Annotated in this window: 14 protein-coding genes; 6 read left to right on the top strand and 8 right to left on the bottom strand. The window is 44.5% G+C overall.

Annotated features, from left to right (window positions below):
- Window position 1: 1 nt before the first annotated feature.
- Genes AB4405_RS01385 through metN form a run of 3 tightly spaced genes read right to left on the bottom strand, consistent with a single transcriptional unit; the run spans window position 2 to window position 2,551 of the window.
- Window positions 2-814, bottom strand: a complete 813-nt coding sequence (locus tag AB4405_RS01385) for a MetQ/NlpA family lipoprotein (RefSeq protein WP_372059329.1) — start codon at window positions 812-814, stop codon at window positions 2-4.
- Window positions 815-849: 35 nt separating this feature from the next.
- A complete protein-coding gene (locus AB4405_RS01390) occupies window positions 850-1,527 on the bottom strand; it encodes a methionine ABC transporter permease (protein ID WP_372059330.1) in 678 nt (225 codons plus the stop codon).
- Window positions 1,517-2,551: a methionine ABC transporter ATP-binding protein MetN gene (metN, locus tag AB4405_RS01395; RefSeq protein WP_102468461.1), complete on the bottom strand. Its 1,035-nt coding sequence runs from the start codon at window positions 2,549-2,551 to the stop codon at window positions 1,517-1,519. The genes AB4405_RS01390 and metN overlap by 11 nt, the downstream gene beginning before the upstream one ends.
- A gap of 199 nt (window positions 2,552-2,750) precedes the next feature.
- Between metN and gmhB the strand changes: the two genes are divergently transcribed.
- The 5 genes from gmhB to treC all read left to right on the top strand — a co-directional run bounded on the left by gmhB (window position 2,751) and on the right by treC (window position 8,197).
- The gene (gmhB, locus tag AB4405_RS01400; RefSeq protein ID WP_372059331.1) at window positions 2,751-3,305 is read left to right on the top strand and encodes a D-glycero-beta-D-manno-heptose 1,7-bisphosphate 7-phosphatase; all 555 of its coding nucleotides are present in this window, start codon (window positions 2,751-2,753) and stop codon (window positions 3,303-3,305) included.
- Between the two features lie 127 nt (window positions 3,306-3,432).
- A complete protein-coding gene (locus tag AB4405_RS01405) occupies window positions 3,433-3,804 on the top strand; it encodes an MliC family protein (RefSeq protein ID WP_372059332.1) in 372 nt (123 codons plus the stop codon).
- Window positions 3,805-3,823: 19 nt separating this feature from the next.
- Window positions 3,824-4,768 carry a trehalose operon repressor TreR gene (treR, locus tag AB4405_RS01410; RefSeq protein WP_372059333.1) on the top strand — a complete coding sequence of 315 codons (945 nt, stop codon included), beginning with the start codon at window positions 3,824-3,826 and terminating at the stop codon, window positions 4,766-4,768.
- A 257-nt stretch (window positions 4,769-5,025) separates the two neighbouring features.
- Window positions 5,026-6,450 carry a PTS trehalose transporter subunit IIBC gene (treB, locus tag AB4405_RS01415; RefSeq protein WP_102468465.1) on the top strand — a complete coding sequence of 475 codons (1,425 nt, stop codon included), beginning with the start codon at window positions 5,026-5,028 and terminating at the stop codon, window positions 6,448-6,450.
- A 67-nt stretch (window positions 6,451-6,517) separates the two neighbouring features.
- A complete protein-coding gene (gene treC / locus AB4405_RS01420; protein ID WP_372059334.1) occupies window positions 6,518-8,197 on the top strand; it encodes an alpha,alpha-phosphotrehalase in 1,680 nt (559 codons plus the stop codon).
- A 144-nt stretch (window positions 8,198-8,341) separates the two neighbouring features.
- Here treC and AB4405_RS01425 read toward each other — a convergent pair whose 3' ends face one another.
- Entirely contained in the window at window positions 8,342-8,941 is a 600-nt protein-coding gene (locus AB4405_RS01425; RefSeq protein ID WP_102468837.1) for a YitT family protein, read from the bottom strand.
- A 348-nt stretch (window positions 8,942-9,289) separates the two neighbouring features.
- On the opposite strand from AB4405_RS01425, the gene glyA reads away from it, so the two are divergent.
- Window positions 9,290-10,540, top strand: coding sequence for a serine hydroxymethyltransferase (gene glyA, locus AB4405_RS01430; RefSeq protein ID WP_102468836.1), 1,251 nt, complete (start codon window positions 9,290-9,292; stop codon window positions 10,538-10,540).
- Window positions 10,541-10,633: 93 nt separating this feature from the next.
- On the opposite strand, the gene AB4405_RS01435 is transcribed toward glyA, so the two are convergent.
- The 4 genes from AB4405_RS01435 to ybeD form a co-directional block, all read right to left on the bottom strand.
- The gene (locus tag AB4405_RS01435) at window positions 10,634-10,963 is read right to left on the bottom strand and encodes a hypothetical protein (RefSeq protein ID WP_102468849.1); all 330 of its coding nucleotides are present in this window, start codon (window positions 10,961-10,963) and stop codon (window positions 10,634-10,636) included.
- 157 nt (window positions 10,964-11,120) lie between these two features.
- Window positions 11,121-12,086, bottom strand: coding sequence for a lipoyl synthase (gene lipA, locus AB4405_RS01440; RefSeq protein ID WP_102468835.1), 966 nt, complete (start codon window positions 12,084-12,086; stop codon window positions 11,121-11,123).
- Window positions 12,087-12,090: 4 nt separating this feature from the next.
- A complete protein-coding gene (lipB, locus tag AB4405_RS01445; protein ID WP_102468834.1) occupies window positions 12,091-12,732 on the bottom strand; it encodes a lipoyl(octanoyl) transferase LipB in 642 nt (213 codons plus the stop codon).
- Window positions 12,733-12,907: 175 nt separating this feature from the next.
- Window positions 12,908-13,186 (bottom strand): DUF493 family protein YbeD, encoded by a 279-nt coding sequence (gene ybeD / locus AB4405_RS01450; RefSeq protein WP_102468833.1) that lies wholly within the window; start codon window positions 13,184-13,186, stop codon window positions 12,908-12,910.
- Window positions 13,187-13,286: the final 100 nt, after the last annotated feature.

Below are 13,286 nucleotides of genomic sequence, written 5' to 3' on the forward strand. Positions count from 1 at the left end.
GTTACTCCCAGCCTTTAACCACACCACCTTTAAAGATCTCAGACGCTGCGTTGAAGACTTCTTCAGTTTGGTAAGCTTTAACAAAGTTCTGCACATTCTCAAGGTTTACGTTGTCTTCACGAGCAACAATTAGGTTGACGTATGGTGACTCACTGTTTTCAACAAACACGCCATCTTTTTCTGGTGTTAAGTCAATTGAACTTGCATACGTCGTGTTGATAATAGACAAGGCCACATCGTCAAGAGAGCGAGGCAGTTGCGCGGCATCTAGCTCTACAATAGTGATGTTTTTTGGGTTCTCTACGATGTCACGAACGGTTGCTTGAAGACCAGCGCCTTCACGAAGTGTGATAAGACCTTGTTGCTCAAGCAACAATAGAGAACGACCTAGGTTTGTTGGGTCATTAGGTACGGCAATACGTGCGCCTTCTGCAATATCATCGATAGAGGTGACTTGCTTAGAGTAACCCGCAATAGGGTAGACGAATGAGTTGCCTGCAACCGTTAATTTGTAACCACGATCAGCGACTTGTTGGTCAAGGTATGGTTTGTGTTGGAATGCATTGAGATCGATAGAACCGTCGTCTAGTGCCGCATTTGGCGTCACATAGTCAGTGAAAGTCACGAGTTCAACGTCTAGGTTGTATTTTTCTTTCGCTACTTTTGCTGCGACTTCCGCAACCTGAGCTTCTGCTCCAGCCATCACGCCAACTTTGATGCTGTTGGTATCGACTTCTTTTTCACCACAACCTGATAGCACAAGCGCTGATGCAGCGGCTGCAATAGCAAGCAACCCTTTAAGATTAAATTTCATGACTTTCTCCTTGTTATAAATCGTTAAATCTTTATTTATCTGTGGTCTACACGGCGCACAACATTGTCGCCAATAGACTGAATAATTTGAACTAATACGATGAGCATGACAACGGTAACGGCCATGATGACCACATCGTAGCGATGGAATCCGTATCGTATTGCAACATCACCTAAGCCACCCCCGCCAACGGTGCCTGCCATAGCAGAATAGCTGACCAGTGTGACGAGCGTAATGGTCACTGAATTGATGATGGTTGGCAGTGCCTCAGGAAGCAGTACCTTAGTGATGATCTGGTAAGGCGTCGCTCCCATTGATTGCGCCGCTTCGACTAATCCGCTTGGTACTTCAAGCAACGCACCCTCGATGAGACGAGCAACAAAAGGAATAGCGCCAATAGTAAGAGGCACGATGGCCGCCGTTGTGCCAATAAAAGTGCCAATCAATAGCTTAGTTAATGGAATGATGGCGACCATTAACACGAGAAAAGGAACAGAACGACCGATATTAACCACCGCCCCGAGTACTTTATTCAGGCGAGTGTTTTCAAGTAACCCTCCTTTTTTGGTCGTGTGTAAAATGACCCCCAAAGGAATACCGACGGCAAACCCTACAACACCGGCCACGGCAACCATATACAAGGTTTCCCACGTGGCACCTAAAAGCAGATCCCCATTCAGTGATAACCAATCTGAAACGGTATTAAAGGACATAACCAAGTACCTCTACTTTTACATTGTGGTCGCGTAAATAATCAATTGCAGCGTTATCATCAATTTCAGTACCAAAAATCTCAGCCACCATCATGCCGAATTTTACTCCGCCTGCATAATCAAGATCTGAACTTAAGATACTGATATCAATATTATATTTTCTTGCTATCTGTGAGATTAGCGGGGCATCTACGGTTGCTCCAGTGAACTCTAATCGAACCAGCGGGTGGCTACCGCTTACTCGTGAGTCTTGTAGACGGCGCTGGTAGTCCTCAGGAATCGATAAATCTAGAGTCGAACGGATAAACTGATGAGCGAGCTCGGTTTTAGGATGAGCAAAGATGTCACCGACGGAGCCTTTTTCAACTAGTTTGCCGTCACCGATAATCGCAACTTGGTGGCAAATGCTTTTGACTACATCCATTTCATGCGTAATCAATAAAATCGTAATTTTAAGCTTGCGGTTGATGGTTTTGAGTAGCTCCAGAATAGACTGTGTTGTTGCTGGGTCTAACGCACTGGTGGCTTCATCACACAGCAAGACTTTTGGGTCTGACGCTAGCGCGCGGGCAATCGCGACACGCTGTTTTTGTCCACCACTTAGATTGGCCGGGTAGGTATCACGTTTGTCATCCAGACCAACCAAAATTAATAATTCAGATACCTTTGCTTCTATTGCTGCCTGGTCTTTACCTGCCAACTCAAGAGGAAGAGCAATATTGTCAAATACAGAACGAGAAGACAGTAAATTGAAATGCTGGAAGATCATACCAATGTTACGACGTGCAGCGCTTAATTGTGATTTACTCAATTGAGTAAGGTCAACGCCGTCAACGATCACTGAGCCCGATGTCGGAGCTTCAAGCATGTTTACACAGCGAATAAGAGTACTTTTACCCGCTCCTGATGCACCGATCACACCAAAAATAGTCCCTTCTTTTATATGAAGGTCTATATCGGCTAGCGCATTAATGGCTTTCGTGCCTTGATAAAACACTTTGTTTACTTGATTAATTTCGATCATCTAAGCAACCTGAACTCAATGAGTAGCATAAAAGTTTGAACTACATCCCAATTACTAGAAGATGCTATGGGTTTCGCTTATTTGTGTCAATAGATATTTTTACGTCTAGACGTCTAAACGTCATTTTCATAGTGATGAAGCGATCAAAGCGTGTAATAATTCAAAGTACAAACATCCACATACAACAAGAGAGTAACCCGTGGCTAAACCCGCTGTGTTTTTAGACCGTGATGGCGTGATTAATGTCGATCATGGATACGTCAGTGATGAGCATGACTTTGAGTACATTGACGGAGTATTTGCGGCAACCCAAAAATTAAAAGAGATGGGTTATATGCTTGTGATCGTCACCAATCAATCTGGTGTCGCGCGTGGGATGTTTTCAGAAGATCGTTTTATGTCCCTGACGCAGTGGATGGATTGGAATTTTAGCGATAACGGCGTGGAACTAGACGGTATCTATTATTGTCCTCACCACCCTGAGCATGGTATTGGGGAATATAAACAAGATTGCGAATGTCGAAAGCCTAAGCCAGGTATGTTTATCTCTGCTCGTGATTTCCTTGATATCGATATGGCTAACTCGGTAATGGTTGGCGATAAAGCGGAAGATCTCATGGCAGCAGAGGCGGCGGGTGTGACGACAAAAATATTGGTCCGTACGGGGAAACCCGTCACAGAGCGTGGCGAGAATATTGCGTCAGCAGTACTAGATAGTATTCGTGATGTTCCAGGGTATTTGGCTGGCCGCTAACATCACTGGTGGCAACGATAAGCCATCACTAAACAGTAAGGTCGTGTCATGCATTGTGGATTGTGAAAATAGGCATCCACCGCATTTCCTTCTATTTACAGGACGTAACATTCGCTAGGGAGTAGCAATGAAAGTTATCAATACGAAGATTTGTCGTTTAGCAATGGTTGCCGCTATTGTGAGTTGGCTTGCTGGGTGCAGTCAGCATTCAGCACCCATCACAATGAATGAAGAACACGCTTCGACATCGACACTCACCAGCATGATCTACTCATGTGATGAAACTCAGTTTTCCGTTACGCCATTGGATGATGAACAGGTATTGCTGTTGTTTGATGGTACTGAAAACCACTTACATCGAGTGCCATCCGCTTCGGGTGTGAAATATGCGCTAGAGGGCCAACAAGAGGTTGGTTCAGAGTTAGAGCTATTTATGAAGGGCGATCAAGCGATGTTGACGGTAATGGATCAGGTTTACAAAAACTGCACGTTGAAATAAAAAAAATATTGAAGGTATTATGAGTAAGAAGCTCACCATTTTAGACATCGCTAAACTGTCGGGCGTTGGGAAGTCAACCGTATCTCGTGTCTTGACTAATGACCCTAAAGTGAAGCCTGACACGCGTCAAAAAGTTGAAGCTGTGATCGCTGAGCATGGTTATGTACCGTCAAAATCGGCGCAATCGATGAGAAGCGGCGGTAATCAGAAAGTCGTAGGTGTTATTATTTCTCGTCTTGACTCACCTTCGGAAAACAAAGCCGTCAGTGGCATGCTCAACGTTTTATATGGTGCGGGATATGATGTAGTGATCATGGAAAGTCAATTTGATCCTTTGAAAACCAATGAGCATTTGAATGTATTGCGTAAACGTAATGTCGACGGTGTGATTGTTTTTGGATTTACGGCTTTGGATGTTGAAGCCGTGAGCGGCTGGCAATCAAGAGCGGTCGTGATTGCGATGGACACCGATCTCGTTTCCTCTATCAACTACGATAACCAAGGGCTGATACGTTCCGTCCTCGATAAACTGTCTACCGATGGGTTGTCGCGTCTCGCGTTTATTGGTGTTGATCCCACCGATAAAACGACCGGTCTTGCTCGTCTTAAGGCTTACCAAGCATGGTGTGAAGAGCGCAATATCGATCCTCGCTTTGAAACCGGTGCGTTGCATCACGATAGCGCCTACCATTTGGTCGATAAAGTACTGAGTGAATCCTTACAAGCCATCGTATGTGCGAGTGATACATTGGCTTTGGGGACCGTCAAACGCCTGCAAGAATTGGGGCGAGAAGATATCTTAGTGACGGGTATCGGTGGAAATGAACTCCTTTCTTTTCTATTCCCTAAAATATACAGCATTGATCCTGGTTACCTTCAGGCTGGAAAAAAAGCCGCTAATCTATTGATTCGTCAGTTATCGGGAGACGATTCTATTCAACACCTAATGCAAGAAGCGGTTTAATTCTTCGTTTTCCTCGGTATCGAGTTCACGCCATTTATTCACGAATTATTATTTATAACGTTAGTAATGTGCGTTAAATATGAACAAACTTTGTGATCACGTTCAATTAATGGGAATGTTCCCATTCACATCTTTGCGCTGTGTTGGCACACTGCATTGGCTTGGTGGTGGGAATGTTCCCATGGCGAGGCGATATACTATAATTTATTAGAGATGAGCGGATCCTCGTCTCAATTATCAGAAAAGGTCTGCATACGATGAGTCATATAGCCAAGCAAGATGTTGCTGCCATCATCGACGGTGTTGGTGGAAAAGAAAACATTGCCAGCGTGAGCCACTGTTTAACTCGCCTTCGCTTCGTTTTAAATGATACCGACAAAGCGAACAAGGCGGCACTAGAACAACTGAAGCTTGTAAAAGGTTGTTTTACAAACGCAGGACAATTTCAGGTTGTAATTGGTACTGAGGTTGATGAGGTTTATAAAGTGCTTATTAGCATGACCGGTAAAAGTGAATCCTCAAAAGATGAGGCCAAGGTAGCAGCGCGCACCAATATGAACATCGTAGAGCGTGGTATTTCTCACCTTGCCGAAATCTTTGTGCCACTTTTGCCTGCAATTATCACTGGCGGCTTGATTCTAGGGTTTCGTAATGTAATCGGCGATATTCGAATGTTTGATGGCCAAACATTAACGGAAATCAGCCAGTTCTGGGCAACGGTGCACTCGTTCTTATGGTTGATTGGTGAGGCGATTTTCTTCTTTCTACCTGTTGGCGTGTGTTGGTCCACGGTTAAGAAGCTTGGTGGCACCCCTATTTTGGGGATTACCTTAGGGATTACGTTGGTGTCCCCGCAACTCATGAATGCCTATCTTATTGGTAAGGAAGTACCTGAAGTCTGGGATTTTGGTCTTTTTGTTATTGAAAAGGTGGGTTATCAAGCTCAGGTTATTCCTGCGATGTTGGCCGGTGTTGCGTTGGCTTTTATTGAAACCAATTTAAAACGTATTGTTCCGAGCTATCTCTACCTTGTTGTTGTGCCGTTTGTATCAATCATCTTATCGGTTGTTCTTGCCCATGCTTTTATCGGCCCTTTTGGTCGCGTATTAGGTGATGGTGTGGCCTTTGCTGCTAAAGCGGCAATGACAGGCGATTTTGCGGTCATTGGTGCGATTGTGTTTGGTTTTTTCTACGCACCTTTAGTGATTACAGGTATTCATCACACGACTAATGCCGTTGACTTACAGCTAATGCAAGAGCTTGGTGGTACCCCAATTTGGCCTCTAATCGCACTATCTAATATCGCTCAAGCATCGGCGGTTGTCGGCATCATTATGATTAGTAAACGCGAAGGAGAACGTGATATTTCCGTTCCTGCGGCCATTTCAGCTTACCTTGGGGTAACGGAACCGGCCATGTACGGTATCAACCTGAAATATAAATTCCCAATGCTCAGTGCCATGATCGGCAGCGCGGCGGCGGCGGCTATTTGTGGTAGTGCAGGTGTGATGGCAAACGGTATTGGTGTCGGTGGTCTACCGGGAATCCTTTCAATTCAACCCCAGTATTGGACTATTTATCTTATCGCAATGCTGGTGGCGATGGTGGTTCCAATCATGCTCACATTGTTCATGTATAAGCGCGCACAATCAAAAGGTGAGCTAGAGCTAGCCAGTGCGTAACCCTTAAGAGGTTCATGGCAATGAACCTCTGCTTTTCTTTTTTTAATGTGTAAGTGAGATAACGCTGATGGGTTTACAAACTCAACAAGAATGGTGGAAAACGGCCACTATTTACCAAATCTACCCGAAGAGTTTTTGTGATAGCGGTTCGACGGGAGTCGGGGACATTAAGGGCATTACCTCTAAATTGGATTATTTGGCGACACTAGGCGTGGACGCGATTTGGCTCACGCCTATCTATGCCTCTCCCATGGTTGATAATGGCTATGACATTTCTGATTATTACTCGATTAACCCCGACTTTGGCAGCATGGCCGACTTTGATGAGTTGCTAGCGCAAGCCCATCAAAGAGGGATCCGACTCGTCATGGATATTGTGGTGAATCATACGTCGACTGAGCACAAATGGTTTCAATCAGCCTTAGGGGATAAAAGCAGCCCGTATCGTGATTACTACATCTGGAAACCCGGTAAAAATCAGGCTGCACCCAATAACTGGCAATCGAAATTTGGCGGTTCAGCATGGAAGCTGGATGAACAAACCAATGAGTACTTTCTTCACTTATTTGCTGAAGAGCAGGCTGATCTTAACTGGGAAAACCCTGCGGTTAGAAATGAAGTGAAGCAAGTGATCGAGTTTTGGGCCCAAAAAGGTGTCGATGGATTCCGTTTAGATGTCATTAATCTTATCTCCAAACAGCAAGCGTTTATGGATGATGCTGCGGGGGATGGCCGTCGATTTTATACTGATGGTCCTCGGGTGCATGAATACCTTCAAGAAATTAGCAGCGCCGTTTTCCAAAAATATGGCTCAGTGACCGTCGGTGAGATGTCATCGACAACCTTAGAACACTGCCAGCAATACAGCGCGACAAATGGTAAAGAACTCTCTATGGTCTTTAATTTTCACCATCTGAAAGTGGATTACCCTGATGGTGAAAAATGGCGGCTTGCGCCATTCGATTTTATTGAATTGAAGAAGATTTTTAACCATTGGCAAACTGGGTTGCACAATCAAGGGTGGGGCGCATTGTTTTGGTGTAACCATGACCAGCCGAGAGTGGTTAGCCGTCTTGGGGATGATGAGCACTATCGAGTCGAGTCGGCGAAGATGTTGGCCGCATCCGTTCATATGATGCAAGGTACGCCATATATCTATCAGGGCGAAGAAATTGGCATGACCAACCCAAGGTTCTCTGAGTTATCACAATATCGAGACGTGGAAAGCCTCAATATGTATAAGGTGATGAAGGAAACAGGTGAATTAAATCACGATGAGATTATGGCTATTCTTCAGCAGAAATCACGTGACAACTCACGCACGCCTATGCAGTGGAGTGACAAAGCTAATGCTGAATTTTCGACAGGGACGCCTTGGATTGAGGTCGCAAGTAACTATCCTGATATCAACGCAAAGACAGCGCTTGCCGATAAGCATTCGGTGTTTTATTTCTACCAACAGTTAATCGCATTGCGAAAAGAGTTATCAGTGATTACGGATGGTCGTTATGTGGATTTGTACCCAATGCATGGTCAGGTACATGGTTACCTAAGAGAAAACGAGGACAGCCAATTGCTTTGTTTGAATAACTACTATGCAGAAGAGGTGCAGGTGTCGCTAGCCGAGCAATTTAATGGTCGGAAGGGTACGGTTGTGATTAGTAATTATGAGCAAGAGGAAGTGGTGAGGCTCACGAATATTGTGACTCTCAAGCCATACCAAACCATGGCGATTTTATTGCATTGATAGAAACGGTATGAATACCGTTTTCTTGTCATTCATGACTCAATAGCACGTAACAATAAGCCCCTCTTCGGAGGGGCTTATTGTTATTGATTTCGAATTTGTTACTGATTTCAAATTTGCTACTGATGTCTAATCTGCGTCATGCTAGCCGTACGTGACGACATAGCGTGTGGGTTTGTGATTCATGGCTAGTACAATATTGAGTACTACGGCGCCAATAATTGACACCAATATAACCGGTGGAGCAACGAAGAAACAAGACGCGAGTAAAATGGTGCAGTCGATGGCTAATTGTGTTTTGCCAACTGATATCCCAAAGCGCTCTTGTACGAACAAGCACAGTACGTTGAATCCGCCAAGGCTTGAGCGATGGCGGAATAAAATGAGCATACCTAAGCCCATCAACAACCCACCTGCTATTGCGCAATACACCGTATTAATGTGGTCCACTGAGACAACATGATGCATATTGTCAGCAAATATGGAAACCAATGCACCAGAGATAGCACTACTTAACGCAAAGCGCTTGCCAAAGCGGCGCCAAGCCAACAGATAAAATGGACTATTGGCGGCAAAATACAGCATACCAAAGGAAACCGGCAAAAACTGGCTCAATAACAATGCAAGGCCGGTTGTACCACCAGTAAGTAGTTGAGCAGATTGTAAGAAGAATATGCCTTGAGCCACAATAAAGGTGCCCGTCAAAATGGCTATCCAGTCTTCTTTTAGTGAGTGTTTTTCCATCAGGTTAAAAGTCTTCCAATAACAATTCGCGGCAATAATAATAAAAAGGTGACCATTTCGATAGCTTGGGTGTGAAATTTGCGGTAAACCTATGTAATTCAATTTTTACACACTGTAAAACGAATTATTGACACTTTAGATTACCTCTACGGCTATTTTCACTTGGTACATGATGTAATCTAACGTTCACTATGAAAAAACTGCATGAAAAAGATCCATTTTTTTCTTTATGACCTAGATCAAATTATGTATCATGCGATTCATCAAATGTGGTGACGAAAACGTTTGCTTTTGGTCATTGTGTGGTTTTTTTGAAACTTTCAGTACAATCTGAGTCAGGAGATACAGATGCTAAAGCGTGATATGAACATCGCTGATTACGATGCGGAACTATTTGCAGCCATTCAAGAAGAAACTCTTCGTCAAGAAGAGCACATTGAGCTTATCGCTTCGGAAAACTACACCAGTCCTCGCGTGATGGAAGCGCAAGGCACTCAATTAACCAACAAGTATGCAGAAGGCTACCCAGGCAAGCGCTACTACGGTGGTTGTGAGTATGTCGATAAAGCAGAAACACTGGCGATTAATCGTGCCTGTGAGCTTTTTGGCTGTGAGTATGCAAACGTTCAGCCGCACTCTGGCTCTCAAGCTAACAGTGCTGTTTACATGGCGCTTTTAAATCCGGGTGATACCGTTTTAGGCATGAGCCTAGCACACGGCGGTCACTTGACTCATGGCTCTCCAGTAAACTTCTCTGGTAAGCACTACAACGTGATTCCTTACGGTATTGATGAAGCGGGTCAAATCAACTACGACGAAATGGAGCAGTTGGCGGTTGAGCACAAACCGAAAATGATCATTGGTGGTTTCTCTGCTTACTCTCAAATCGTTGATTGGGCACGTATGCGTGAAATCGCGGACAAAGTTGGCGCGTACTTCTTTGTTGATATGGCTCACGTAGCGGGTCTTATCGCGGCAGGTGTTTACCCAACACCGGTTCCACATGCTCATGTTGTTACCACTACCACGCATAAAACACTTGCAGGTCCACGTGGCGGTTTGATTCTTTCAAATGCTGGTGAAGACATGTACAAAAAACTGAACTCAGCGGTTTTCCCTGGTGGTCAGGGCGGTCCTTTAATGCACGTAATCGCAGGTAAAGCGGTGGCATTTAAAGAAGCGATGGAGCCAGAATTTAAAGCGTACCAACAACGTGTTGTTGATAATGCCAAAGCGATGGTTGCGCAATTCCAAGAGCGCGGCTACAAAATCGTATCTAACTCAACAGAGAACCATTTGTTCCTTGTTGACCTGATTGATAAAGACATCACCGGTAAAGAAGCGGATGCGGCTTTGGGTTCTGCTAACATTACGGTTAACAAAAACTCGGTACCGAATGACCCACGTAGCCCATTTGTAACGTCTGGTATCCGTATTGGTACGCCAGCGATCACTCGCCGTGGCTTTAGTGAAGCTGATGCAAAAGAGTTGGCTAACTGGATGTCAGATGTTCTTGATAACATCGGTAACGAAGACGTAGTAGCAGCAACAAAAGCGAAGGTTCTAGAAATCTGCAAACGCCTACCTGTTTACGCGTAATTCGATGTTTAATGCCTTGCAGCGCAAGGCATTAACGTAAAAAAGCGAGCTAATTAGCTCGCTTTTTTTATGTCTGGAATTTACAGCCTGGCGTTACTTATTGATATTGAGTAATGTTCCAGATTTACACTTGAAGGAATAGTATTTACGACTCTCGTTAAATTGCCCCAGACCTTCACCGTTACAGTAATCAATATTGATGTCTCGCATGATTTCGAGGGTCTTTTCACTATTCATAGAGAATTTAGCGCCATCTTTACATACGACTCTTACACGGCCATCGTCGCTGACAGAATAGAGATTGACTTCGGTGTTACATAACTCGAAGGAGGCCTCTAAATAGTTGTCTTGCTGGGAGTTTTGAGCACAACCTGCAATGAGTGTGGCGGCAATGATCGGTAAACCTATTTTAAGCAGTTTCATGCTTACATCCTTGAATGGCTGATGTTTTTCATTAAGCCTACCTAAAAATGGCGAAAATGCGAGTGCGAGATGGTCATGTTGCATGTTTTTCTCAAAAAAAACACGGATAGCGCATCGCCAATCCGTGTTTCTTGTATCGAGCGCTGGTGATCGTCGATTACTTAATTTCAACGCCTTTTGCTTGTAGATCAGCGTGATAAGAAGAGCGCACGAACGGACCGCATGCCGCATGCGTAAAGCCAAGATCAAGTGCGATTTCTTTTAGCTCATCAAACTCTGAAGGCGGAACGTAGCGTTCAACGGGTAAATGGTGGCGACTCGGTGCAAGGTACTGGCCTAGAGTCAGCATGGTGACACCGTGGGCGCGAAGATCTTTAAGTACCTGTACTATCTCTTCTTTTGTCTCACCTAGGCCCATCATCACCCCAGATTTAGTGGGTACGTCAGGGTGCATGGCTTTGAATTTCTCTAGGAGCTGTAGAGACCACTTGTAGTTCGCTCCTGGGCGAGCCTTGCGATAGAGTCTAGGTGCTGTTTCTAGGTTGTGGTTGAAGACATCTGGCGGGTTGTCTTTTAATGCTTCTAGAGCCACATCCATACGTCCGCGGAAATCGGGTACGAGTGTTTCAATGCGAATCTCTGGGTTTAATGCGCGAATCTCACGCGTACAATTCGCAAAATGGTCAGCACCACCATCACGTAAGTCATCGCGGTCAACAGAGGTAACGACAACATACTTGAGCTTCATGTCTTTGATGGTTTGAGCAAGCTTTTGAGGCTCATTGGATTCAGGTGCATTTGGGCGACCATGGGCAACATCACAAAATGGACAGCGGCGTGTACAAATTGCGCCAAGAATCATAAACGTTGCAGTACCGTGGTTAAAGCACTCCGCAAGGTTTGGGCAGGAAGCTTCTTCACAAACAGAGTGAAGATTATTCTTACGCATCGCCTTTTTGATCTCTTGGATGCGTTGGCTATCAGACGGTAGTTTGATCTTCATCCATTCTGGTTTGCGTAGTACTTCTTTTTGCTCTTCCGGCATGTTCTTTACCGGAATGAGTGCCATTTTATCTGCGTCGCGATACTTGACGCCTTTTTCCATTTGTATAGGTTTGCTCATCGTCTTATGCTTCTTCGCTGAATTCTACTTGTGTGTAATCAAGTAGTTTTATTAGTTCATTGACCAGCTGCTCTTCGACACTGGCGATACTTTTGGGGCCACCGAGTTGGCTGACTTGGATCATTTCCATGCCGGCATAGCCGCACGGATTAATTCTTAGAAAGGGGGCAAGATCCATATCGACATTTAAGGCCAGTCCATGAAATGAACACCCTTTGCGGATACGAAGCCCAAGGGAACAGATCTTTTTCCCATCAACGTAAACACCAGGTGCATCTGGCCTCGCGGCTGCAGCTATATTATAAGTGTTTAACGTATTGATGACGAGGTTCTCTATGTGAGTGACGAGATCTCGAACGCCTAATTTCTTTCTGCGTAGGTTAATGAGGAAGTAGGCCACCAGTTGACCGGGACCATGGTAAGTGACTTGTCCACCACGATCGCTTTTGACCACTGGAATATCACCGGTATTGAGTAGATGCTCTTCTTTACCCGCTTGCCCTTGCGTAAAGACCGGGTTGTGTTCAACTAGCCAGATTTCGTCACGAGTATCGTCATTACGATCATCAGTGAACGCGTGCATCGCTTTCCAGATTGGTTCGTAATCCTTGCGACCGAGCTTTCTTACTACTAGCTGATTCTTCACCGGCACTCCTAGTACTACTTAATAAAGTGTTCGCATTATAAACCTGATCGATTGCCTGAACTACCAGTAAATCGTGACAATTTAACGCTTTGGCTACATGTTTTATCTAAATTATTGAAAGATAAAAAGAAAGCAGCCAAGGCTGCTTTCAAAAAAAATTGAATTTTTAAAATTATTATAGAACCATGCGAACAATATCAATCTCACCTAACTCTTTGTACAAGATTTCGACTTGTTCGATAGACGTGGCGGTAATGTTGATTGAAACGGCATTATAGGTGCCTTTTCCGCTTGGTTTTACAGTTGGAGTGTAATCGCCAGGTGCATGACGCTGGATAACTTCCACTACTTTTTCAACAAGTTCGGGCTTAGCGTAGCCCATAACTTTATATGTAAACGAGCAAGGAAACTCTAACAGGTCCTTGAGTTTTGCATCTGAATTGATGTTTAACATAATTGGGCTCCAAAAAATGAGATTGTTTACGACGGTGCGAATAGTAATGTCAAAGTCGACGAAACTCAAGATGAGTCCGTTGTCAGTAAGGATAGCAAAA

The organism is Vibrio sp. 10N.261.51.F12 (assembly GCF_041471725.1).
Classification (GTDB): Bacteria; Pseudomonadota; Gammaproteobacteria; order Enterobacterales; family Vibrionaceae; genus Vibrio.

Bases quoted from the DNA above. Each gene is read 5' to 3' on its own strand.
- AB4405_RS01385 (WP_372059329.1), bottom strand. From the start codon at position 814: ATGAAATTTAATCTTAAAGGGTTGCTTGCTATTGCAGCCGCTGCATCA.
- AB4405_RS01390 (WP_372059330.1), bottom strand. From the start codon at position 1,527: ATGTCCTTTAATACCGTTTCAGATTGGTTATCACTGAATGGGGATCTG.
- metN (WP_102468461.1), bottom strand. From the start codon at position 2,551: ATGATCGAAATTAATCAAGTAAACAAAGTGTTTTATCAAGGCACGAAA.
- AB4405_RS01405 (WP_372059332.1), top strand. From the start codon at position 3,433: ATGAAAGTTATCAATACGAAGATTTGTCGTTTAGCAATGGTTGCCGCT.
- treR (WP_372059333.1), top strand. From the start codon at position 3,824: ATGAGTAAGAAGCTCACCATTTTAGACATCGCTAAACTGTCGGGCGTT.
- treB (WP_102468465.1), top strand. From the start codon at position 5,026: ATGAGTCATATAGCCAAGCAAGATGTTGCTGCCATCATCGACGGTGTT.
- treC (WP_372059334.1), top strand. From the start codon at position 6,518: ATGGGTTTACAAACTCAACAAGAATGGTGGAAAACGGCCACTATTTAC.
- AB4405_RS01425 (WP_102468837.1), bottom strand. From the start codon at position 8,941: ATGGAAAAACACTCACTAAAAGAAGACTGGATAGCCATTTTGACGGGC.
- glyA (WP_102468836.1), top strand. From the start codon at position 9,290: ATGCTAAAGCGTGATATGAACATCGCTGATTACGATGCGGAACTATTT.
- AB4405_RS01435 (WP_102468849.1), bottom strand. From the start codon at position 10,963: ATGAAACTGCTTAAAATAGGTTTACCGATCATTGCCGCCACACTCATT.
- lipA (WP_102468835.1), bottom strand. From the start codon at position 12,086: ATGAGCAAACCTATACAAATGGAAAAAGGCGTCAAGTATCGCGACGCA.
- ybeD (WP_102468833.1), bottom strand. From the start codon at position 13,186: ATGTTAAACATCAATTCAGATGCAAAACTCAAGGACCTGTTAGAGTTT.